This window comes from Bacillus sp. F19 (assembly GCA_023823795.1).
Lineage (GTDB): Bacteria > Bacillota > Bacilli > Bacillales > Bacillaceae > Bacillus_P.
On the sequence record CP085710.1, the window covers coordinates 2,059,837 to 2,083,853 of the forward strand.

At 40.7% G+C, this 24,017-nt stretch carries 25 protein-coding genes; all 25 read left to right on the plus strand.

Annotated features, from left to right (window positions below; genetic code table 11):
* The first annotated feature begins 153 nt into the window (after positions 1-153).
* The 25 genes from smc to flgB all read left to right on the plus strand — a co-directional run bounded on the left by smc (position 154) and on the right by flgB (position 24,016).
* Positions 154-3,720, plus strand: a complete 3,567-nt coding sequence (smc, locus tag LIT25_10450) for a chromosome segregation protein SMC (protein ID USK35672.1) — start codon at positions 154-156, stop codon at positions 3,718-3,720.
* Positions 3,721-3,734: 14 nt separating this feature from the next.
* Positions 3,735-4,721 (plus strand): signal recognition particle-docking protein FtsY, encoded by a 987-nt coding sequence (ftsY, locus tag LIT25_10455; protein USK35673.1) that lies wholly within the window; start codon positions 3,735-3,737, stop codon positions 4,719-4,721.
* 462 nt (positions 4,722-5,183) lie between these two features.
* The gene (locus LIT25_10460; protein ID USK35674.1) at positions 5,184-5,516 is read left to right on the plus strand and encodes a putative DNA-binding protein; all 333 of its coding nucleotides are present in this window, start codon (positions 5,184-5,186) and stop codon (positions 5,514-5,516) included.
* Between the two features lie 12 nt (positions 5,517-5,528).
* Entirely contained in the window at positions 5,529-6,872 is a 1,344-nt protein-coding gene (ffh, locus tag LIT25_10465) for a signal recognition particle protein (GenBank protein ID USK35675.1), read from the plus strand.
* Positions 6,873-6,966: 94 nt separating this feature from the next.
* Complete coding sequence (rpsP, locus tag LIT25_10470; GenBank protein ID USK35676.1) at positions 6,967-7,239, plus strand: 30S ribosomal protein S16; 273 nt, start codon at positions 6,967-6,969, stop codon at positions 7,237-7,239.
* Positions 7,240-7,249: 10 nt separating this feature from the next.
* Entirely contained in the window at positions 7,250-7,480 is a 231-nt protein-coding gene (locus LIT25_10475) for a KH domain-containing protein (GenBank protein ID USK35677.1), read from the plus strand.
* 91 nt (positions 7,481-7,571) lie between these two features.
* On the plus strand, positions 7,572-7,952 hold the full coding sequence (locus tag LIT25_10480) for a YlqD family protein (GenBank protein USK35678.1): 381 nt from the start codon (positions 7,572-7,574) through the stop codon (positions 7,950-7,952).
* A gap of 12 nt (positions 7,953-7,964) precedes the next feature.
* Entirely contained in the window at positions 7,965-8,489 is a 525-nt protein-coding gene (gene rimM / locus LIT25_10485; GenBank protein USK35679.1) for a ribosome maturation factor RimM, read from the plus strand.
* Complete coding sequence (trmD, locus tag LIT25_10490) at positions 8,486-9,217, plus strand: tRNA (guanosine(37)-N1)-methyltransferase TrmD (protein ID USK35680.1); 732 nt, start codon at positions 8,486-8,488, stop codon at positions 9,215-9,217. Before rimM ends, trmD begins: the two co-directional genes overlap by 4 nt.
* A 165-nt stretch (positions 9,218-9,382) precedes the next feature.
* Positions 9,383-9,727, plus strand: coding sequence for a 50S ribosomal protein L19 (gene rplS, locus LIT25_10495; GenBank protein ID USK35681.1), 345 nt, complete (start codon positions 9,383-9,385; stop codon positions 9,725-9,727).
* Positions 9,728-9,848: 121 nt separating this feature from the next.
* Positions 9,849-10,382, plus strand: a complete 534-nt coding sequence (lepB, locus tag LIT25_10500) for a signal peptidase I (protein ID USK35682.1) — start codon at positions 9,849-9,851, stop codon at positions 10,380-10,382.
* 22 nt (positions 10,383-10,404) lie between these two features.
* Positions 10,405-11,262, plus strand: coding sequence for a ribosome biogenesis GTPase YlqF (gene ylqF, locus LIT25_10505; GenBank protein ID USK35683.1), 858 nt, complete (start codon positions 10,405-10,407; stop codon positions 11,260-11,262).
* A 129-nt stretch (positions 11,263-11,391) separates the two neighbouring features.
* Positions 11,392-12,168 (plus strand): ribonuclease HII, encoded by a 777-nt coding sequence (locus LIT25_10510; protein USK35684.1) that lies wholly within the window; start codon positions 11,392-11,394, stop codon positions 12,166-12,168.
* A 26-nt stretch (positions 12,169-12,194) separates the two neighbouring features.
* A complete protein-coding gene (locus LIT25_10515) occupies positions 12,195-12,395 on the plus strand; it encodes a hypothetical protein (GenBank protein USK35685.1) in 201 nt (66 codons plus the stop codon).
* Positions 12,388-12,660: an EscU/YscU/HrcU family type III secretion system export apparatus switch protein gene (locus LIT25_10520; protein ID USK35686.1), complete on the plus strand. Its 273-nt coding sequence runs from the start codon at positions 12,388-12,390 to the stop codon at positions 12,658-12,660. Before LIT25_10515 ends, LIT25_10520 begins: the two co-directional genes overlap by 8 nt.
* 156 nt (positions 12,661-12,816) lie before the next feature.
* Positions 12,817-13,977, plus strand: coding sequence for an ADP-forming succinate--CoA ligase subunit beta (sucC, locus tag LIT25_10525; GenBank protein USK35687.1), 1,161 nt, complete (start codon positions 12,817-12,819; stop codon positions 13,975-13,977).
* A 19-nt stretch (positions 13,978-13,996) separates the two neighbouring features.
* Positions 13,997-14,899 carry a succinate--CoA ligase subunit alpha gene (sucD, locus tag LIT25_10530; GenBank protein USK35688.1) on the plus strand — a complete coding sequence of 301 codons (903 nt, stop codon included), beginning with the start codon at positions 13,997-13,999 and terminating at the stop codon, positions 14,897-14,899.
* A 136-nt stretch (positions 14,900-15,035) separates the two neighbouring features.
* A complete protein-coding gene (gene dprA, locus LIT25_10535; GenBank protein ID USK35689.1) occupies positions 15,036-15,917 on the plus strand; it encodes a DNA-processing protein DprA in 882 nt (293 codons plus the stop codon).
* Positions 15,918-16,139: 222 nt separating this feature from the next.
* Positions 16,140-18,215, plus strand: a complete 2,076-nt coding sequence (topA, locus tag LIT25_10540; GenBank protein USK35690.1) for a type I DNA topoisomerase — start codon at positions 16,140-16,142, stop codon at positions 18,213-18,215.
* 53 nt (positions 18,216-18,268) lie between these two features.
* Positions 18,269-19,573, plus strand: coding sequence for an FADH(2)-oxidizing methylenetetrahydrofolate--tRNA-(uracil(54)-C(5))-methyltransferase TrmFO (gene trmFO, locus LIT25_10545; GenBank protein ID USK35691.1), 1,305 nt, complete (start codon positions 18,269-18,271; stop codon positions 19,571-19,573).
* Positions 19,574-19,638: 65 nt separating this feature from the next.
* Entirely contained in the window at positions 19,639-20,547 is a 909-nt protein-coding gene (xerC, locus tag LIT25_10550) for a tyrosine recombinase XerC (protein USK35692.1), read from the plus strand.
* A 25-nt stretch (positions 20,548-20,572) separates the two neighbouring features.
* On the plus strand, positions 20,573-21,115 hold the full coding sequence (hslV, locus tag LIT25_10555) for an ATP-dependent protease subunit HslV (GenBank protein USK35693.1): 543 nt from the start codon (positions 20,573-20,575) through the stop codon (positions 21,113-21,115).
* Positions 21,116-21,134: 19 nt separating this feature from the next.
* Positions 21,135-22,535 carry an HslU--HslV peptidase ATPase subunit gene (gene hslU, locus LIT25_10560; GenBank protein ID USK35694.1) on the plus strand — a complete coding sequence of 467 codons (1,401 nt, stop codon included), beginning with the start codon at positions 21,135-21,137 and terminating at the stop codon, positions 22,533-22,535.
* 27 nt (positions 22,536-22,562) lie between these two features.
* On the plus strand, positions 22,563-23,342 hold the full coding sequence (codY, locus tag LIT25_10565) for a GTP-sensing pleiotropic transcriptional regulator CodY (protein ID USK35695.1): 780 nt from the start codon (positions 22,563-22,565) through the stop codon (positions 23,340-23,342).
* Between the two features lie 284 nt (positions 23,343-23,626).
* On the plus strand, positions 23,627-24,016 hold the full coding sequence (gene flgB, locus LIT25_10570) for a flagellar basal body rod protein FlgB (GenBank protein ID USK35696.1): 390 nt from the start codon (positions 23,627-23,629) through the stop codon (positions 24,014-24,016).
* Position 24,017: the final 1 nt, after the last annotated feature.

Here is a 24,017-nt window from a genome sequence, read left to right on the forward strand (position 1 = left end):
CTATATGAGAAAATAAAGGTTTCCTTCAAGATTTCTATTAAATTATCCGAGCATCTGAATGATAAGCGGGAAGGAGCTTTATCTTTTCAAACAAACTGGCCTGAATTATGATAGAATATGGTTGATTTTAAAGAATAGCAGGGAGGATCCTAAATGTTCCTCAAACGTTTGGATATAGTAGGATTTAAATCATTCGCAGAGCGGGTGAATGTAGATTTTGTAAAAGGCGTGACCGCAGTAGTCGGACCCAACGGCAGCGGAAAAAGCAATATAACAGACGCCATCAGATGGGTGCTCGGCGAGCAGTCGGCACGATCTCTCCGGGGAACGAAAATGGAGGATATTATCTTTGCCGGCAGTGACTCGAGAAAAGGCGTAAATATGGCGGAGGTTACTCTGACCCTCGATAACGAAGATCAGTTTCTGCCAATCGATTATCATGAAGTATCGGTTACGAGAAGAGTGTACAGATCCGGTGAAAGCGACTTTTATATAAACAATCAGTCCTGCCGGCTGAAAGATATTGTGGATCTTTTTATGGATTCCGGACTTGGCAAAGAAGCTTTTTCAATCATCAGCCAAGGAAAAGTGGAAGAAATCCTCAGCAGCAAAGCGGAGGAAAGACGCAGCATCTTTGAAGAAGCGGCAGGTGTTTTAAAATATAAAACACGAAAGAAAAAAGCAGAGTTCAAGCTTGCGGAAACGCAGGAAAATCTCAATCGTGTTCAAGATATTCTTCATGAGCTTGAAGGCCAGGTTGAGCCTCTTAAAATTCAGGCATCGATTGCAAAGGATTTTCTTGAGAAAAAAGAAGAGCTGGAGCAATTTGAAGTAGCACTCACTGTCTATGAAATTGAAGAGCTGCATAAAAAATGGGAGTCTTTATCAGAGACTGTTGAGAATGGAAGACTGCAAGAAAGCAGCCTGTTCGCTTCTGTTCAAAAGAAAGAGGCTGAAATTGAACAAATCAGAGATCAGTCCCAGGCTTTAGACGAATCAATTAACGATCTTCAGCAAGTGCTGCTCCTGGCAAGTGAGGACCTTGAAAAGCTTGAGGGCCGCAAAGAGGTACTTAAAGAGCGTAAAAAAAATGCCCATCAGAATAAATCGCAGCTTCAAAAAATAATCGAAGAAGCATCTGAACGCACGTCAGCTCTTGAACATGAAAAGAAAACTCAGTCAGCATTATTGGAAAAGCTTCAAAAAGAAGTCAGCGATCTTAAAATGCAGCTGCAGGAAAAACAAACACAGCTGTCCACGTACGATCAAAACATTGAAGAGAAAATCGAATCTCTCAAAAGTGAATATTTTGATTTGCTGAATGCGCAGGCCCAGTCAAGAAATGAAATGACGTACATAGATGATCAAATGGATCAGCAAACAAAGAAAACCGGCCGGTTAAAAGATGCGAATCAAAAATACATTAACGAGCGGAATGAGATTGAAGAGAAAAAGAGAAGACTTGAAGCAAAGCTCTCTTTACTTGAGGCTCAGCTGGATGAACAAATTAAAACCTTCCGTGCAGCACAGGCAAAATTAGAGAAGGATAAAGCAGCCTATCAAAAAAGAGAAACGTCTCTCTACCAAGCTTATCAATATTTGCAGCAGACGAAATCGCGCAAAGAAATGCTTGAGACCATGCAGGAGGATTACGCAGGCTTTTTCCAGGGTGTAAAGGAAGTGCTGAAGCAGCGTAATCAGCTCCAAGGCATTCATGGCGCTATTGCAGAGCTTATAACAACGGACAAGCAATTTGAAACTGCTGTAGAAATTGCCCTTGGAGGTGCTGCGCAGCATGTGGTTGTTGAAAACGAACAAGCTGCAAGAACAGCCATTTCATATCTGAAGAAAAATGCGTTTGGCCGAGCTACTTTTCTGCCATTAACCGTAATGAAGGAACGCACCGTATCAGCGCATGATCTTCAAACGCTTAGAAGCCACAGTGCTTTTAAAGGAATTGCCTCAGACCTGGTTTCTTTTGACCAGCGCTATCAGAGGGCTGTATCTAATTTGCTCGGCACAGTCGTTGTCACAGAAGATTTGAAGGGTGCAAATGAACTTGCTAAACTGCTAAACTACCGTTTTCGCTTCGTTACAGTGGGCGGAGATGTTGTAAATCCTGGGGGATCGATGACAGGCGGAGCGGTCAAGCAAAAAAACAATTCACTCTTAAGCCGCAGCCGCGAATTAGAAACGATTGAAAAGCAATATAAAGAAATGAGCGATAAAACAAGTCAGCTGGAAGAAGATGTGAAGTCACTGAAGGACTCGATTTCAGCTCAGGATCAGCAATTAGAGGTTCAAAGAGAAAAAGGAGAACAGCTGAGAATTGAAACACAGTCAGTAAGGTCCGAACTGAGAGAGACGGAAATGAACGAGAAGAATGTTAACGATCATCTTTCTCTTTATGATGCTGAAAAAGAATCATATCAGGATGAACAGGCCAGAATGATAAAGCGGAAAGAAGAGCTTGCTTTACAGCTGGATGCTTCTATGGAAAAAATGGAGCATCTGGATGAGCTTATTGCAGAATTATCGGCTCAAAAAACAACCCAGCAATCTTCAAAAGAAGAAGTTCAAAACGCAATAACAGATCTAAAAGTTGTTTTAGCAAGCAAAAAGCAATCACTAGAAAACCAGCTTGAAAAAGCAGAGCGGACGAAGCTTGAGCTTGATGATCAGCATAAGAAGCTGACTGAAGCACGGGAAGATTTGAATTTCCTGCACGATGAAATGAATTCCAATTTCTCGGGCGAGGAAAAATTGGAGGAAACGGCCCGTCAAAAACGCGAAGACAAAAACAAGACCATTGAACTGATTTCCGTCAGACGAAATCAGCGCCTGAAACTCCAGGATCAGCTTGAAGTTTCTGAACGGGAAGTAAAAGAATTAAATAGGCAGCACAAGCAGCTTTCAGATCTTTTAAAAGATGAAGAGGTCAGATTAAACCGATTTGATGTAGAGCTTGATAATCGATTAAATCATTTGCGCGAGGAATACTTGCTTACATTTGAAGCGGCGAAGGAAAAATATGTATTGGATCTTGATGTGGGTGAGGCACGCAAGCGCGTAAGGCTTATTAAGCTTGCGATTGAAGAGCTTGGAACTGTCAACCTTGGAGCGATCGATGAATATGAGAGGGTTTCAGAACGGTTCCATTTCCTGACTGATCAGCGCAATGACCTTCAAGAAGCCAAAGACACTCTCTATCAGGTCATCGGTGAAATGGATGAAGAAATGAAAAAGAGATTTCATCATACCTTCACCCAAATCAGATCTCATTTCGAGTCTGTCTTTCAAGCGCTATTTGGCGGCGGCCGTGCAGAGCTCAGGCTTACAAAGCCGGATGATTTGCTGAACACAGGGGTAGATATTGTCGCTCAGCCTCCAGGAAAAAAACTTCAAAACCTGGGTCTTTTATCTGGCGGAGAGCGTGCATTAACAGCAATCGCATTGCTTTTCTCAATTTTAAAAGTCCGTCCTGTGCCATTTTGCGTACTTGATGAGGTTGAAGCAGCGCTTGATGAGGCGAATGTCCACAGATTTTCTCAATACTTGAAGAAATTCAGCAAAGACACACAATTTATCGTCATTACCCACCGCAAAGGCACGATGGAAGATGCCGATGTTCTGTATGGTGTCACCATGCAGGAGTCAGGCGTGTCTAAAATGGTATCGGTCCGCTTGGAAGAAACAAAAGAATTTGTGCAATCAGGATGAAAGGAAGTAGCTGAATGAGTTTTTTTAAAAAATTAAAAGAGAAATTTACACAACAGCAGCCGGATTCTTCACCGGAAAAATTTAAAGACGGTCTGACAAAAACACGGGTCTCATTTTCAGAACGGGTAAATAACCTTGTAGCCCGCTACCGTAAAGTAGATGAAGAGTTTTTTGAAGAGCTTGAGGAGGTATTGATCGGTGCTGATGTTGGCGTATCAACGGTGATGGAACTGATTGACGAGCTGAAAACAGAAGTTAAACGCCGCAACATTCAAGATTCAAAAGATGTGCGCTCTGTCATTTCAGAAAAACTCGTTGACATCTATCAAGGAGAAGATGCTGAATCGCCAAAACTTGATATTCAAGAAGGCCGATTAAACGTCGTATTGTTTGTTGGAGTTAACGGTGTCGGAAAAACAACGACGATCGGCAAACTCGCACACAAACTTAAGAGTGAGGGCAAGTCCGTCCTGCTCGCTGCCGGTGACACATTCCGTGCCGGTGCGATTGAACAGCTCGAAGTATGGGGAGAGCGCGTAGGAGTGGATGTGATCAAGCAGTCAGCCGGTTCAGATCCAGCTGCTGTCATGTTCGATGCAGTTCAGGCCGCTAAAGCCAGGAAAGTAGATGTCCTATTATGTGATACAGCAGGACGCCTGCAAAATAAGGTAAACCTTATGAAAGAACTCGAAAAAGTGAAGCGCGTCATTGAACGTGAAATCCCTGGTGCTCCGCATGAAGTCATGCTCGTCCTTGACGCAACAACAGGCCAAAATGCCATGGTCCAGGCGAAACAATTTTCTCAGGCGACAGATGTATCAGGTATTGTCCTGACGAAACTTGATGGAACTGCAAAAGGCGGCATCGTTCTTGCTATCCGCAATGAACTGAGCATACCCGTGAAATTTGTCGGCCTCGGCGAAAAAATGGATGACCTTCAGGAATTTGATGCAGAACAATATGTATATGGACTATTTGCTGATTTAGTAGAAGAAGCATAAACAGATGAACTGTCTCATGAAGTCGTGTTTACGGCTTAAGCTGAGACAGTTTTTTTCTTTTTCAGTTCCTTTAAATAAATAGCGGGAAATCCAATATATGGATGAAAAAGCGGGTCTAACTTTCTGAACCTCAATTACAATCTGAATAGCAAAAAAAGGTCCCACTAATTCATTAAAATAATCCTAAAATGTCCATTACCGTCTGCTACTAGTGTAAAAGAACACATTTTGAAGGGTGCGGTACCGCCGATATTATGCTTATTATCCGGAACCGGTGATACACTATCCCCTGGAGCCTCCTATCGGCAAATGCGGTTTCACTATAACCGGGCACTAACTATCCAGCGTTCAGGAGTCTGCTCCGCTTTTCTAAGTGTTAAGAAAAAAACTTGACATGGAATTCAATAGCTTGTAAACTAATGACTTGTAAAGGCAATTCCCTTAACAAAGGAGAGACTCTGAGTGATGCTTGAAAAAACAACGAGAGTAAATTATCTCTTTGACTTTTATCAATCGTTGTTAACACCAAAGCAAAAAAGCTATATGTCGCTTTATTATCTTGATGATTACTCCTTGGGTGAAATTGCTGAAGAGTACGACATTAGCCGGCAGGCCGTGTATGATAACATAAAACGAACTGAGGCAATGTTAGAGCAATATGAAACCAAACTATTGCTTTTTCAAAAATTTCAAGAGCGTCAACATTTGATTGAACAATTAAAAGCTGCAGCGTTCAAGATTGATCAGGAACGTTCACTTTTGACGCTGATTGAGGCGCTGGAGAAATTAGATTAGGAGGCGGCATGTATGGCATTTGAAGGATTAGCCGACCGACTGCAGAATACAATCGCAAAAATCCGCGGCAAAGGCAAAGTGTCGGAGTCTGATGTAAAAGAAATGATGCGTGAAGTGCGTTTAGCGCTTCTAGAAGCAGACGTTAACTTTAAAGTCGTAAAAGATTTTGTAAAAAAAGTAAGCGAACGGTCAGTTGGGCAGGAAGTTATGACAAGCTTAACTCCTGGCCAGCAGGTCATTAAAGTTGTTAAAGAAGAGCTGACTGCTTTAATGGGCGGCGAACAGAGCAAAATTGCCGTCGCCAACAGACCGCCAACCGTTATTATGATGGTTGGACTGCAAGGTGCCGGTAAAACAACGACAACAGGAAAGCTTGCGAACCTGCTTCGAAAGAAACATAACCGCAATCCACTTCTCGTCGCTGCAGATATTTACCGTCCAGCTGCCATCAAACAGCTTGAAACGCTTGGAAAACAGCTGAATATGCCTGTCTTTTCCCTGGGTGATCAAGTGAGTCCTGTTGAAATTGCCAAGCAGGCGATTGAACATGCAAAAAAAGAGCATCTTGATTACGTTCTGATTGATACAGCGGGCCGTCTTCATATTGATGAAACACTGATGGATGAGCTTCAGCAGGTAAAAGAATTATCAAAACCTGATGAAATTTTCCTCGTTGTTGATGCGATGACCGGACAGGATGCCGTAAATGTAGCGCAAAGCTTCAATGATCAGCTCGGCTTAACAGGCGTTGTCCTGACAAAGCTTGATGGTGACACTCGAGGCGGGGCTGCACTATCTATCAGATCTGTTACCCAAACACCGATTAAATTCGTTGGTCTTGGAGAAAAATTGGATGCGATTGAAGCATTTCATCCAGAACGCATGGCATCCCGTATTTTAGGCATGGGCGATGTTCTCACATTGATTGAGAAGGCACAGGCCAATGTGGATGAAGATAAAGCAAAAGAACTCGAACAAAAAATGAGGACTGCTTCGTTTACATTTGACGACTTCCTCGAACAGCTCGGACAAGTCCGCAGCATGGGACCGCTTGATGAGCTTCTTGGAATGCTCCCTGGCGCTAACAAAATTAAAGGCTTAAAAAATGCTCAAGTCGATGAGAAACAGATTGGTTCTGTTGAAGCCATCATCCGTTCGATGACAAAGGAAGAAAAACAGCATCCTGAAATCATCAACTCTGGCCGCAGAAAACGGATTGCAAAAGGAAGCGGAACGACCGTACCGGAAGTTAACCGTCTTTTAAAGCAATTTGAGGACATGAAAAAGATGATGAAGCAAATGACGAGCATGTCAAAAGGGAAGAAAAAAGGCGGAATGAAATTTCCGTTTATGTAACAATTTTTAGGTGTTAAGAAAAAACACTTTACAAAGTGCTTTTTCATTGATATCATACTATCTTGTTGAAATATTTTCGGAGGTGCTTTATAAAATGGCAGTAAAAATTCGTTTAAAACGCATGGGAGCTAACAAATCTCCTTTCTATCGTATCGTAGTTGCAGATTCTCGTTCACCACGTGATGGACGTTTCATCGAAACAGTTGGAACTTACAATCCAGTTGCTAACCCGGCAATCGTAGACATTAACGAAGAGCTTGCTCTTAAATGGATGCAAAATGGTGCAAAACCATCTGACACAGTTCGCAACTTGTTCTCAAATCAAGGCATTATGGAAAAATTCCATAACGCTAAACACAGCAAGTAAGGCTAAAACGATGAAAGAGTTAATCGAGTCGATCGTGAAGCCGCTTGTTGACCATCCTGAAGATGTGTCTGTTGTAGAAAATGAACGTGAACATCAAATTGTCTACGAATTAACCTTACATCAAGATGATATCGGCAAGGTGATTGGAAAACACGGCCGGATAGCGAAGGCGATTCGGACTGTTGTATACGCAGCAGGATCTAACTCTAAAAAAAGAGTCCAGTTGGAAATTAATGATTAAGCAAAAAAGGGGAGGTATAACCTCCCCTTTTTTTGTACAATGAAAGTGATGAATATCTCTGTTATTAGAATAGCTTACCGGAGGAATGGCGATGGAAATCTTCCAGACAGTTACCGTCAAACAAATATTGACAGAAACGAGCAGGGAACAGCTTTTAAATCATTTTATGCAAACCAAACAGCAGCTGGAACGGGAAATTGATCAGCTTGCCTTTCAGCTCAAGAAAAAAGAAAAAACGAATCAGACAGAAGAAATGCGCAAACAATATCAGCGGGAAATATCAAAGCGGATGGACAAAATAAAAATAGCTGACTTTCAAATACAGCAAATACATACCCTGCCGCTTGGAAGCGAAATAAAAGAAAAAGAGATGAACGCCATTCTGGAGGTTCATGTCGGGGACCGCTGGGATGATCTTATAAAGGAAAAGACGATTGTGATTAAAGATGGTATTGTAGTCGAAATACGCTAGAGGTGAATGGTAATGACAGAAAAATGGTTTAATGTAGGTAAGATTGTAAATACTCACGGTGTAAAAGGAGAAGTCAGAGTTTTATCAACGACCGATTTTCCTGAAGAACGTTATCAGACAGGCAACGTTCTTTATCTCTTTCAATCTGAACAACAAGAGCCTGTGGAAGTAAAAATAAAGACACATCGTTTTCATAAAACATTTGATCTTCTTACCTTTGATGGGCATGGTTCAATTAATGATGTCGAGAAATATAAAAATTATCTTATTAAAGTCCCTGAAAGCCAGTTAACAGATCTTGATGAGGGTGAGTACTATTTTCACGAAATTATTGGATGTACTGTTTTAACAGACGCTGGAGAAGAAATTGGAACGATTAAAGAAATTCTCGAAACAGGGGCCAATGACGTCTGGATTGTCAAAAGAAAAAACAAAAAGGATGCGTTAATTCCTTTCATAGACGACGTTGTTAAAGAAATTGATGTTGAAGAAAAGCGCATTATTATTTCATTAATGGAAGGACTAATTGACGAATGAGAATTGATTTCTTAACCCTCTTTCCCGAAATGTTTCATGGAGTAATCGGCAATTCCATTTTGAAAAAAGCGGAAGAAAAGGGTGCCGTCAGCTTTAAAGTAACCAATTTCAGAGATTACTCTGACCATAAGCACTCCATTGTTGATGACTATCCATATGGCGGAGGAGCGGGCATGGTTCTTAAGCCGCAGCCTATATTCGATGCTGTACAAGATATTCAAAAGGAAAGTGCATCTGCCCCTAAAATTATTCTCGTATGCCCCCAGGGTGAAACCTATACCCAGAGAAAAGCAGAGGAACTGGCAAAGGAAGAGCATCTTGTTTTTATCTGCGGACATTATGAAGGATATGACGAGAGAATCAGAGAGCATTTAGTAACGGATGAAATTTCGATTGGAGATTTTATTCTTACCGGCGGAGAACTGGCTTCAATGGTTATCGCTGACAGCGTCGTCAGGCTGCTTCCGGACGTTTTGGGCAATGAGGACTCTCCTGTGCTCGATTCCTTCAGCACAGGGCTTCTGGAGCATCCTCACTACACTCGTCCATCTGAATTCCGCGGAATGAAGGTTCCAGATGTCTTAATCTCCGGCAATCATGCTAAAATTGAAGAATGGCGGGAAAAAGAATCGCTTCGCCGGACTTTTAACAGGAGACCGGATTTGCTGAGCTCCTTCGATCTATCAGACAAGCAGAAAAAGTGGATAGAAGAATTTAAAAAAGGTTAAATGCAGTATTGCATGAGAAGATTCGATATGATATGATGTTTCTTGTGATTTGGTTGCCTATAAAGTGTTTTTCCTTGAAAGGCATTTGGCGCTCATCACACTAAAACGGTGTTCCGCTGCATGATTTATTTTGTAATGAGCATCTGTTGGAAGGAGTTGAAAACGATGCAAAAACTAATTGAAGATATCACTAAAGAACAATTAAGATCTGATCTTCCTGCTTTCCGTCCTGGAGACACTGTACGTGTACACGTTAAAGTTGTTGAGGGAACTCGTGAGCGTATTCAGATTTTTGAAGGTGTTGTCATTAAGCGTCGTGGTGGTGGAATCAGCGAAACTTTCACAGTTCGCAAAATTTCTTATGGGGTAGGCGTAGAACGTACATTCCCAGTTCACACACCTAAAATCGCACAGTTAGAAGTTATCCGTCGCGGTAAAGTACGCCGTGCGAAACTTTACTACTTGCGCGAATTACGCGGTAAAGCGGCTCGTATTAAAGAAATTCGATAATCGATCGTACCAAAAAGGGCTTGTTTACTTTGAACAAGTCCTTTTTTCTTAATGTAAACAATGAAAAGCTGACGATAAAAAGATTCATGACAAAAACGTGTATGAGAAGGTGAGCTCAAAGATGACTCGAAAAAAGAGCGAGTTGTTTGAATGGATCAAAGCACTTGCTATTGCAGTAATACTCGCAGCCGTTATCCGATATTTCTTATTTGCACCAATTGTTGTGGATGGATTGTCCATGATGCCTACCCTGCACGATCAGGACCGCATGATAGTTAATAAAATTGGGTATAAAATAGGTGAACCGGAGCGGTTTGATATTGTCGTTTTTCATGCAACTGAAGAAAAGGACTACATCAAAAGAGTCATTGGACTTCCGGGAGACCGTGTAGAATACCGTGATGATACGCTCTACATTAATGGAAAAGCCTATGAAGAGCCTTATTTAGATGAGTATAAAAACACGTTAATTGACGGACCTTTGACAGAACCGTTTACAGTTGAAGAAGTCCCTGAAGGCCAGTTGTTTGTAATGGGTGATAACCGGAGATACAGCAAAGACAGCCGCCATATCGGCCCGGTATCCAAAGATGAGGTTATGGGACAAACAAGCCTGATCTACTGGCCATTAAATGATATTCGATTTGTTGAGTAAAGAAATAAAGCAGGTGTAAAGCATGACTATACAATGGTTTCCCGGCCACATGGCCAAAGCAAGACGTCAAGTAACCGAAAAATTAAAGTTAATAGATATCGTTTTTGAACTTGTAGATGCGAGAATTCCGGTATCATCAAGAAATCCGATGATCGATGAAATTATATCGAGCAAACCGAGAATTGTGCTGCTGAATAAAGCTGACATGGCTGATCCGAAGGCGACACAGCAATGGCTTGCCTATTTTAGAGAGCAGGGGATTCACGCATTGCCGATAGACGCTAAAACGGGTACCGGCATGAAACAGATTGTTTCGATGTCAAAAGAAGTCCTGAAAGAAAAGTTTGACAGACTAGCTGCAAAAGGGGTTAAACCAAGAGCGATTCGCGCATTGATTATCGGCATTCCAAATGTCGGAAAGTCGACGCTTATCAACCGTCTGGCAAAGAAAAATATGGCAAAAACCGGAGATCGACCGGGAGTCACTACTGCCCAGCAGTGGGTAAAAGTAGGCAAGGAGCTTGAGCTGCTTGATACTCCAGGAATTCTATGGCCTAAATTTGAAGATGAGCTTGTCGGACTAAAGCTAGCAACTACAGGTGCTATTAAAGATGCGATCTTAAACCTTCAGGAAGTTGCGTTATATGCATTGGAATTTTTAAGCGAAAAGTATCCAAACCGGCTTAAAGAAAGATATGCACTTGAAGAAATCCCTGAGGATCGTGTAGAGCTTTTTGATGCTGTAGCGAAAAAAAGAGGATGCATCATGTCTGGCGGCTGGGTGGACTATGATAAAACATCCGAGCTTCTCCTAAGAGAAATCCGCTCTGAAAAACTGGGACGCCTGAGCTTTGAAACGACAGAAAGCATTCAGCAATAAGAAAAGAAGACTCGCTATATGGCGCGTCTTTATTTTTTTTGTAAATGAAGAATGATGAAAGTCCAGGGTAATTAACTCATTTTTTCGCTTTTATACTTTACATACCGATAAATAAAGGCTGTGATATCCATGAAAAAACAAACAACTGAGCAAATCAGGCAAAAATTGATTCAAATCGAACATACAGGCGACCCTTTTTTACTTGAATGCGGAAAAGATGAACGAAAAAGTGTACAAAAACTGGTCGAAAAATGGATGCGCGAATTTGAACAGAAGAAAAAAGATAAGCAGATGTTTGAAGACATGATGACATTTGAGCGTCAGGCAAGAGACAAGGGATATAAATACATATGCGGAATTGATGAAGTCGGACGCGGTCCGCTGGCAGGGCCTGTTGTGGCTGCTGCTGTTATCCTTCCTGAAGAATTTTTCCTGCCAGGGTTAACTGATTCCAAAAAACTGTCAGCAGAAAAAAGAGAGTTATTTTTTGAGAAGATCGTCAGTGAGTCTGTCGCTTATGGAATCGGGACTATTTCACCTGCGCAAATTGATGAGGTGAACATCTATCAGGCTACTAAAGCTGCTATGCTGAAGGCTGTAGATGAGCTCGCTGTGCGGCCTGAGTATATGCTCATTGATGCAATGGAGATTGCCCTGCCAATCCCTCAAGAATCATTGATAAAAGGGGATGCAAGAAGCGTGAGCATCGCTGCGGCCTCCGTCGTGGCAAAAGTCACCAGAGATCGAATCATGAAAAAGCTTGCACAGAAATTTCCCCAGTACGGGTTCGATCAAAATATGGGATATGGAACAAAGCTGCATCTTGAAGCTTTAAATAAGAATGGAGTAACAGACTATCACCGCAAGAGCTTTTCTCCTGTGAAAGAAATGGCATTAAGTAAATAAGGGAGCAGTAGTAATGAATAAAATCATTGCAGGTAAAAGGCAGATACTCATTCAGGAAGAACAGCATCATTTATGGAAAGATCCTTGAAAAAAGCGGCGATCTTGCTGTCATACAAATTGGAGATTCTAAACTAAAGGCGATGATCGACAGCAGCGTTCCTTCTTCAGGGACCTATTGGTTTAGTTTAAATCCGGTAAATAGGGCAATTCCTTCAGCCCTTGATTGATTTACATATTCAAAACTGCATCATGACTGTCACAATTTATAATCAATTCAAACCGTTTCACTCACTCTTTCACAAGGAAGCTGCAAAATTCAATCATGTTCCTGTACAGCAGGATCCTTCGTTTAATGAAATCCTCCATAAGGTGGAAGTGAACGAGCAAATTCCGAAAGAACTTTATCACGCAGTCGCTGAAATCTTTTTATTTATTTATCATGTGGATAAAGAAGTCAAGACCATGTCAGACAAAAATAACTGGGAAAATTGAAAATATTTTATATTACTAGAAAAATAAATTTTGTGAAAAAGTTAGAAAAAAATAAAGGATTCGACGAATTTCTGCAGAATAGTAGACAAGGTATCAACTATTTTATAAAATGAAAGCGCAGTCTATTTTTTCGTACATAAGTTAGGAGGATGAGAAATGAATATCCATGAGTATCAAGGAAAAGAAATCCTTAGAAAATATGGAGTAGCAGTACCAAACGGCAAAGTTGCCTTCACAGTTGAAGAAGCTGTGTCAGCAGCAAAAGAATTAGGTACTGAAGTAGTTGTTGTAAAAGCTCAGATCCATGCGGGCGGCCGCGGAAAAGCTGGCGGGGTAAAAGTTGCAAAGAATATTGAAGAAGTGGAAACTTATGCGAATGAAATTTTAGGGAAAACGCTAGTTACCCACCAGACAGGTCCGGAAGGCAAAGAAGTAAAACGCTTACTTATCGAAGAAGGCTGCGATATTAAGAAAGAATACTATATCGGACTTGTATTGGACCGCGCAACTTCACGTGTTGTTTTAATGGCATCTGAAGAAGGCGGAACGGAAATTGAAGAAGTTGCAGAAGCAACTCCTGAAAAGATTTTCAAAGAAGTAATCGATCCTGCTGTAGGTTTACAAGCTTACCAGGCTCGCAGAATTGCTTTTAATATTAATATTCAGAAAGAATTAGTCGGGCAGGCTGTTAAATTCATGATGAGCCTGTACAAAGCATTCACTGAAAAAGACTGTTCAATTGCTGAAATCAATCCTCTTGTTGTAACAGGAGACGGGAAAGTAATGGCGCTGGATGCAAAATTAAACTTTGACTCAAATGCCCTTTACCGCAGAAAAGATATTCTTGAATACCGTGATCTTGATGAAGAGGATGCTAAAGAGATCGAAGCTTCTAAATATGACTTAAGCTATATTTCTTTAGATGGAAATATCGGCTGTATGGTAAATGGAGCAGGACTTGCAATGGCAACGATGGATATCATCAAGTACTACGGCGGGGACCCGGCAAACTTCCTGGACGTTGGGGGCGGTGCAACGGCTGAGAAGGTAACAGAAGCATTTAAGATTATCCTTTCAGATCAAAACGTAAAAGGGATTTTCGTCAACATTTTCGGCGGAATTATGAAATGTGACATTATCGCTCAGGGTGTTGTTGAGGCTACGAAACAAGTCGGCCTTGAAATTCCTTTAGTTGTCCGTTTAGAAGGCACTAACGTTGAGCTTGGCAAACAAATCTTAAATGAATCCGGTTTAAATATCACATCTGCAGAATCAATGGCTGATGGCGCACAAAAAATCGTATCTTTAGTAGGGTAAGAAAGGCAGGGGACTTAAGATGAGCGTATTTATTAACAAAGATACTAAAGTAATTGTACAGGGGATTACAGGATCTACTGCGCTATTTCATACAAAGCAAATGCTTGAGTATGGCACAAAAATAGTAGGCGGAGTTACACCGGGAAAAGGAAACACGGAAGTAGAAGGAGTTCCTGTCTTTAATACAGTTGAAGATGCTGTTAAAGAAACAGGTGCAAATGCATCAGTCATTTATGTTCCGGCACCATTTGCAGCAGATGCAATCATGGAAGCTGTTGATGCTGAACTTGATCTCGTTATCTGTATCACTGAACACATTCCGGTTCTTGATATGGTTAATGTGAAGCGTTACATGGAAGGCAAGAAAACCCGCCTTGTCGGACCAAACTGCCCGGGTGTCATCACACCTGATGAATGTAAAATCGGCATCATGCCTGGATATATTCATACAAAAGGACATGTTGGCGTCGTATCACGTTCAGGAACATTAACATACGAGGCTGTTCATCAGCTCACTCAAGCAGGCATCGGTCAATCTACAGCTGTAGGTATTGGCGGAGATCCTGTAAACGGCACAAACTTTATCGATGTTCTTAAGGCATTCAATGAAGATGAGGACACATATGCAGTCATCATGATCGGCGAAATCGGCGGAACTGCTGAAGAAGAAGCAGCATTATGGATTAAAGAAAACATGACAAAGCCAGTTGTTGGCTTTATCGGCGGTCAAACAGCACCTCCTGGAAAGCGCATGGGCCATGCTGGTGCGATTATTTCAGGCGGCAAGGGTACTGCGGCCGAAAAGATTAAAACAATGAATGAGTGCGGCATAAAAGTTGCTGACACTCCATCTGTTATGGGTGAAACATTAATTGAAGCTTTAAAAGAAAATAATTTGCTGGAAAAATGTAAAACACATTAAAAAGATCTGGGAATAGCATAATATGCTATTCCTTTCTTTCTATATCGCTCTTTTCCAATCCAAAATGAATACTCCGAAAATCAATCAAGATATGCCTTTTATAAAAACAATATATAATAGTAGAAAGGGACTTAAAATGCTCGAAATAGAAAAAACGCTTATCCATTTATCGCACTGCAGGGGCTTTCGCCACCTTAATTTTTTCAAACTGTTTAAAGCCGACTCAACTTTAAAATCCCTATACAGGTTCACAGATCAAGAGATTCAGCTGCTTTTCAAGCTTACAGATCAAACACTTCCACAATTTCTTCAAGATTTCCACTCATTTAACCTCCAAGACATAAAGGCATATTATGATGAACAGAACTTTCATATGCTCACTCTTTTTAATGAAACTTACCCAGAACTGCTGCGTGAGATTCCAGATCCCCCTCCAATTCTCTTTTATAAAGGTGACATAACTCGTCTAAAATCAAAAAAAATGATCAGCATAGTAGGAACACGGAATCCAACAACATACGGCATAAATGCGCTGCAAAAAATTGTGCCGCCCTTAGTCAGCGATGGATGGACCATTGTAAGCGGGCTGGCTAAAGGTATTGACGCTCTTGCCCATCGTGCCGCCTTAAATGAAAAGGGAGCAACAATCGGAGTTATTGCAGGGGGATTACAACACTTTTATCCTAAGGAAAATAAAGCTCTGTTTGAAAAAATGTCCTCTGAACAGCTTGTCCTCTCGGAACATCCTCCAAATGTAAAACCTCAAAAATGGCACTTTCCCCAAAGAAACCGGATCATTAGCGGCTTGAGCCTTGGAACAGTTGTGATGCAGGCTAAAGAGAAAAGCGGATCGCTGATTACGGCTAACATTGCAATAGATCAGGGGAGACAGGTTTTTGCTGTTCCGGGGTCCATATTTGATGATTTCTCTGCTGGAGCAAATCAGCTGATCAAGCAGGGGGCATATCTCGCAGAAGACGGAAGCGATATCATAAATGATCTCATTTTGCAGGTATAATAAGCGTATTTTTCCTTCTTATGTTCATTTACTGTTTGACAAACTGCATCACAATATTTAATAATAGTGGAGATTTAACCTGTTTAAGCAAATCATGGAATGTATGCGTTATTCTTTGTATGCGGCAGGAATATCATTTCATTTAAAAGATAAACTCATAAATTTAAAAAAGTGAAAGTATGAAAATAAAGAGAGAGAACACCTCTTTAAGGAGGATCATGTATGTCGGATTTTTTAGTGATTGTTGAATCGCCGGCAAAAGCGAAAACAATTGAACGATATCTAGGAAAAAAATATAAGGTTAAAGCTTCTATGGGGCATGTCCGCGATCTTCCAAGAAGTCAGATCGGCGTAGACACTGAGGGGAATTACGAACCGAAATATATTACTATTCGGGGGAAAGGGCCAGTCCTTAAAGAATTAAAAACAGCAGCAAAAAAAGCCAAAAAAGTCTATCTCGCAGCTGACCCGGATCGCGAAGGGGAAGCTATTGCCTGGCACCTCGCTCATAGTCTTGACGTTGACGTACTGTCAGACTGCCGTGTCGTTTTCAATGAGATAACAAAGGATGCCATCAAAGAATCATTTAAACATCCTCGTCCCATCAACATGGATTTAGTTGATGCTCAGCAGGCGAGACGTATTCTGGACAGATTAGTCGGGTATAAAATCAGCCCGATTCTCTGGAAAAAAGTAAAAAAAGGATTAAGCGCGGGACGCGTTCAGTCTGTTGCTGTCCGTTTAATCATTGACCGCGAAAAAGAAATAAAGGCATTTGTTCCGGAAGAATACTGGACAATAGAAAGTCAATTCTTAAAAGACCAAGATCTTTTCGATGGTGCATTCTTTGGGATCAGCGGGAAAAAAGCGGAATTAAAAACCGAAGCTGATGTTAACGAAGTATTAAATAAAATCAAAGGCAACAATTTTACAGTCACAAACGTTTCGAAAAAAGAAAGAAAACGTAATCCAGCAGTTCCATTTACAACATCTACACTCCAGCAGGAAGCGGCCCGTAAATTGAATTTCAGAGCGAAAAAGACAATGATGATTGCACAGCAGTTATACGAAGGAATGGACCTTGGTAAAGAGGGGACTGTCGGTCTGATTACGTACATGCGTACAGATTCTACAAGAATTTCTGAAACAGCTCAGCAAGAAGCATTTACTTTCATTGAACAGAAGTATGGCAAAGAATTTACGAATACAGAGAAGAAGGCTGCGAAAAAAAATTCAAATACCCAAGATGCCCATGAGGCGATCCGCCCTACTTCAACTCTGAAGGATCCTGCATCTTTAAAAGAATTCTTAAGCCGCGATCAGCTGCGTTTATACAAATTAATCTGGGAACGTTTTGTAGCAAGTCAAATGGCATCTGCCGTACTTGATACAATGAGTGTCGATTTAAACAATAACGATGTAATGTTCAGAGCAAATGGCTCCAAAATTAAATTTCCCGGATTTATGAAAGTATATGTCGAAGGAAATGATGATGGAGTGGAAGAGAAGGACCGCATGCTTCCTGATTTACAAAATGGAGATGTGGTTTATTCAAAGGATATAGAACCTGCTCAGCATTTCACTCAGCCTCCCCCTCGCTATACAGAGGCAAGACTTGTAAAAACGCTTGAGGAGCTTGGAATAGGCAGACCGTCAACTTATGCACCTACTCTTGATACAATTCAGAAAAGAGGCTATGTTGCCCTTGATAATAAACGATTTATTCCGACTGAGCTTGGTGAGATCGTTCTTGAATTGATCATGGAATTTTTCCCTGAAATCATTAATGTTGAATTTACGGCTAAAATGGAAAACAGTCTTGATGAAATTGAAGACGGAAATGTACAATGGGCCAATATCATTGACGATTTTTATAAAGATTTTGCAAAGCGCCTGGAAGTCGCTGAAAATGAAATGGAAGAAATCGAAATTAAAGATGAACCGGCAGGTGTGGACTGTGAAGAATGCGGCAACCCAATGGTGTTTAAGATGGGGCGTTACGGAAAATTCATGGCTTGCTCGAATTTCCCCGATTGCCGCAATACAAAACCGATTGTGAAAGAAATCGGGGTTCCTTGTCCGAAATGTGAAAAAGGAAATATCGTTGAAAGAAAATCAAAGAAACGCCGCATTTTCTATGGCTGTGATCAATTTCCAGAATGTGACTTCCTATCATGGGATAAACCGATTGCAAGATCATGCCCAAAATGTGATAATATGCTAGTTGAGAAAAAACTTAAAAAGGGCATGCAGGTACAGTGCGTGAACTGTGATTATAAAGAAGAACAGCAAAAGTAAAGGTGAGCGAAGTCTTGCTCACCTTCTTTATGTGTTTTATGGAGGTTAAAAAAATGAACAATAAAACAGTAAATGTAATTGGAGCCGGTCTTGCCGGAAGTGAAGCAGCATGGCAGCTTGCAAATCGCGGAGTCCAGGTAAACTTGTATGAAATGAGACCGGTTAAACAAACACCTGCTCATCATACAGATAAATTTGCAGAATTGGTGTGCAGTAATTCCCTGCGAGCAAATGGTTTAACAAATGCAGTAGGCGTTCTGAAAGAAGAAATGAGAATGTTTGATTCAGTCATTATTAAATCTGCTGACGATTGTGCAGTACCAGCAGGAGGCGCACTGGCAGTTGACCGTCACGAATTTGCAGCCCTTGTTACGGATCGGGTGAAAGGGCATCCTAATGTTGCGGTCATCACTGACGAAGTAACTGAAATCCCCGCTGGTCCTACAATTATTGCAACTGGACCGCTTACTTCTAAAGCGTTATCCGAGCAATTAAAGGCGCTTACTGGTGAAGAATATTTGTACTTTTATGATGCAGCTGCACCAATTCTTGAAAAAGACAGCATTGACATGGATAAGGTATATTTGAAATCCCGTTATGATAAAGGCGAAGCAGCATATTTAAACTGCCCGATGACAGAAGAAGAGTTTGATCGTTTCTATGATGCGCTCATTGAAGCCGAAACTGTTCCTCTAAAAGAATTTGAAAAGGAAATTTTCTTTGAAGGCTGCATGCCGATTGAAGTAATGGCAAAACGCGGTAAAAAGACAATGCTTTTTGGCCCGCTTAAACCAGTTGGACTTGAAGATCCGAAGACTGGAAAAAGACCACATGCGGTTGTTCAGCTCAGACAGGATGATGCTGCCGGCACTCTTTATAACATTGTCGGTTTTCAGACACATTTAAAATGGGGGCCGCAAAAGGAAGTATTGAAGCTGATCCCGGGTTTAGAAAATGCAGAGATTGTCAGATACGGTGTCATGCACCGGAATACATTCATTAATTCTCCTAAAATGCTTAAGCCGACTTATCAGTATAAAGAGAGAGAGGATCTGTTCTTTGCAGGTCAAATGACAGGTGTTGAAGGCTATGTAGAATCTGCAGCTTCAGGCTTATTGGCAGGCATCAATGCTGCAAATTATGTTCTTGGGGAAGAATTGCTTGTGCTTCCGCATGAGACTGCAATGGGAAGCATGGCAAGATACATTACAACAGCAAATCCTGACAATTTCCAGCCTATGAATGCGAATTTTGGCATTTTTGCAGAGCTTCCTGAGCGCATCAAAAATAAAAAAGAACGCTATGAAAGATACGCTAACAGAGCGATAGAAACAATTCAAAAAATTTCGAAAAAATAATAGAAATCATTTGCAAGGGCTGCTGAATGTATGATAACATTTAGTAGCCCTTGTGAGGTGTTATGATGGAAAATGTTAAGAATTCTTTAAGTCTGTTCGTAGAATATTTACAAATTGAGAAAAACTATTCACAATATACAATAGTGAATTATGTTGCTGATATAGAAGATTTTTTTATATTTATGAAGGAGCAATCCTTGATTGATCTTCAGCTCATTACATATTCTGATACAAGATTATACTTAACTCAGCTGCATCAAAAAAACTTTGCCAGAAAAACAATTTCAAGAAAAATTTCTTCGTTAAGAAGCTTTTACAGATTCCTTAATCGGGAAAAGCTAGCAGCAGAAAATCCATTTGCGAGTGTCTCTCTTCCCAAAAAAGAGCAGAGGCTGCCTCAATACTTATATGAAAAAGAGCTCGAGCAGCTGTTTACTCTATCAGATCCTGCTGCTGCAGCCGGCCAGAGAAATCAGGCATTGCTTGAAGTTTTATATGGTACAGGTATAAGGGTAAGCGAATTGTGTCAAATCAGGCTTTCCGATCTTGACTTGCATATAGGCACTGTCCTTGTGAACGGCAAAGGCGGAAAACAGCGCTATGTTCCCTTTGGAAGCTTTGCACAGGACACTTTGGAACTTTATCTATCTTCAGGAAGAAAGCAGCTGCTTCTTAAAGATAAACAAAATGGAGATCATGATCATCTTTTTGTCAATCAGCGGGGCGGACCTTTGTCTGTAAGGGGGGTCCGGCACATTTTAAATGAAATGATTAAGAAGACTTCTTCAACAATGAATATCAGCCCGCATATGTTCAGGCATACGTTTGCGACACACCTTTTGAATGAAGGTGCTGATATGAGAAGCGTTCAGGAGCTTTTAGGCCATTCCCATTTATCTTCTACACAAATCTATACTCATGTGACAAAAGATCATTTACGAAACATTTATCTGTCTCATCATCCGCGTGCTTAAAGAAAAAGATTACGGAGGAATTTGTATGTCTCAATTTCATGCGACGACCATTTTTGCGATCCAGCACAACGGCAAATGTGCAATGGCAGGCGACGGTCAAGTAACATTCGGCAATTCAGTTGTAATGAAACACACTGCAAAAAAAGTGCGAAAGCTATTTAACGGCAAGGTCATTGCTGGATTTGCCGGTTCAGTAGCAGATGCGTTCACTTTATTTGAAATGTTTGAAGGAAAGCTTGAAGAATACAATGGAAACCTCCAGCGTGCAGCGGTCGAGCTGGCAAAAGAATGGCGCAGCGATAAAGTGCTGCGAAAGCTTGAGGCCATGCTCATCGTCATGAACGAAGAAGATATCCTTCTCATTTCTGGTACAGGCGAAGTGATCGAACCTGATGACGGGATTTTAGCGATTGGATCTGGCGGAAATTATGCTCTCTCAGCAGGAAGAGCGCTTAAAAGATATTCTGGAGATGCGCTCTCAGCAAAAGAAATAGCAGAAGCAGCACTTCAGATGGCCGGAGAAATTTGCGTTTATACAAATCTGAATATAACAGTAGAAGAGTTATAAAGAGAGGAGTAATGATCAAATGAAAGAAATGACGCCAAGACAAATTGTTGAACGTTTGGATCAGTATATTGTTGGTCAGAAAGACGCAAAAAAAGCGGTTGCTGTTGCTTTAAGAAACCGTTACCGCAGAAGTCTGCTGTCAGAAAACCTTCGCGATGAAGTTGTGCCGAAGAACATTTTAATGATTGGACCTACCGGAGTAGGCAAGACGGAAATTGCAAGAAGAATTGCAAAGCTTGTAGGAGCTCCTTTCATAAAAGTTGAAGCAACCAAATTCACTGAAGTCGGCTATGTAGGACGTGATGTTGAATCAATGGTCCGTGATCTAGTTGAAACATCAGTCCGATTAGTAAAAGAAGAAAAAATGATAGAAGTAAAATCCTCAGCTGAAGAAAATGCCAATAGAAGACTTGTAGAATTATTAGTTCCAGGCAAGAAAAAGCAAACATCATATAAAAACCCATTAGAAATGCTTTTCGGCGGTGCTCAGGGTACCTCACAAGAACAAGATGATTATTCAGCTGAAGAGCAGTCTACAGAAGAAAAAAGACGCAAAATTGCTCATCAGCTTGCTTTAGGCGAACTTGAAGAACACCATGTCACGGTGGAAGTAGAAGAACAGCATGCTTCAATGTTTGATATGCTTCAAGGATCGGGTATGGAACAAATGGGCATGAACATGCAGGACGCATTAAGCAGTTTTATGCCTAAAAAGAAGAAAAAGCGCAAGCTCACAGTGCGCGAGGCGCGAAAAGTTCTGACAAGTGAAGAAGCGCAAAAACTGATTGATATGGATGATGTTACACAAGACGCCGTTTTGCGCGCAGAGCAGATGGGCATCATTTTCATAGATGAAATCGACAAAATCGCCAAGAAGAATCAAGCTGGTTCTTCAGCTGATGTATCCAGAGAAGGAGTTCAGCGCGATATCCTCCCAATCGTTGAAGGATCAACAGTGGTAACAAAATATGGATCTGTCAAAACAGATCACGTGCTGTTCATTGCTGCAGGTGCATTCCATATTGCCAAACCGTCTGATTTAATTCCGGAGCTTCAGGGAAGATTCCCTATCCGTGTTGAACTGACTAAATTAAATGTAGAAGATTTCGTCCGGATTTTAACGGAGCCAGATAATGCTCTGCTGAAGCAATATTCGGCTTTATTGGAAACAGAAGGTATACAACTTGAATTTTCTGACGATGCTATTCGTAAGATTGCAGAGGTTGCATTCCAGGTCAATCAGGACACGGATAATATCGGGGCAAGAAGACTTCATACAATACTTGAAAGACTTCTCGAAGACCTTTCATTTGAAGCACCCGAGATCACATTAGATAAAATAGCGATCACACCTCAGTATGTCGAGGATAAATTAAGCAAAATTGCTAAAAACAAAGACTTAAGTCAATTTATTTTATAATTCCATATTTCCAGGAGGAACTTACTAATGGCTTTATTGCAAAAAACAAGAAAAATTAATGCTATGCTTCAAAAGGCAGCAGGAAAACCAGTTAATTTCAAAGAAATGTCGGAAACATTAAGTGATGTCATCGAAGCAAATATATTCGTCGTCAGCCGCCGCGGCAAACTTTTAGGATTTGCCATCAATCAGCAGATTGAGAATGAGCGTATGATTCAAATGCTTGAAGATCGTCAATTTCCTGAAGAATACACAAAGAATTTATTTAACGTCAATGAAACATCATCAAACCTTGATGTTTTCAGTGAGTATACAGCTTTCCCTGTTGAAAACCGAGAGCTGTTCAAAAGCGGCTTAACTACAATTGTACCTATCATTGGAGGCGGAGAGCGTCTGGGAACACTTATCTTAGCTCGTCTGCAGGCTCAATTCGAGGATGATGATTTAATTCTTGCTGAGTATGGAGCTACAGTTGTCGGAATGGAGATTCTTCGTGAAAAAGCAGAAGAAATTGAAGACGAAGCAAGAAGCAAAGCAGTCGTTCAAATGGCAATCAGCTCTTTATCTTACAGTGAGTTAGAAGCAATTGAGCACATTTTTGAAGAATTAAATGGAAATGAAGGCTTGCTGGTTGCGAGTAAAATTGCTGACCGAGTAGGAATTACCCGTTCGGTTATCGTTAATGCATTGCGCAAACTTGAGAGTGCTGGTGTTATTGAATCACGTTCTCTTGGAATGAAAGGCACGTACATTAAAGTATTAAATGATAAATTCCTATTTGAACTTGAAAAATTAAAAACAAATTAACAATATCATTACAAAAAAGCACTTCTTTTGAAGTGCTTTTTTGTTTTGCCTAGACAAAATGTTAATTCGGGTGTAAAAATACCTATGACTATTAAATCACCCTGGGGAATAGTGTGAAAACACTAGGTAAAAAGAACTAGAATAAAAATAGATACAAATTCCGACCTTTTTTTACAAAACCTTTATAGACTTTAAGACTATTATTTCTTACAATTACAGTATAGATTTAACATAATTAGACAATATATCATTCGAAAGGTATAGGGATTTTGTGAGGGGACTAAATGAAAATTTTTTCTGAAACCATTCAATCGCTTGAAAATGCTGTGAATCGATCTGCAATTAAGCAAAAAGTAATTAGTCAAAATATTGCCAATGTAGATACTCCCAATTATAAATCGAAAGAAATTGACTTCAAACAGTCCTTAGATTCTGAAGTGAGCAGGCTTCTAGCTAAAAAGACTGATCAGCGTCATCTTTCTTTCGGATCAGGACAAGAATCCTACTCGATTAAATCCAAAGCAAACACATCCTACCAGGCAAACGGCAATAATGTAGACGCAGATCGTGAAATGTCAGACTTGGCTGAAAATCAAATTTATTACAATGCACTTATCGACCGTTTAAGCAGTAAATTTAACTCGCTTAAAACGGTGATTAGAGGAGGAAGCTGAT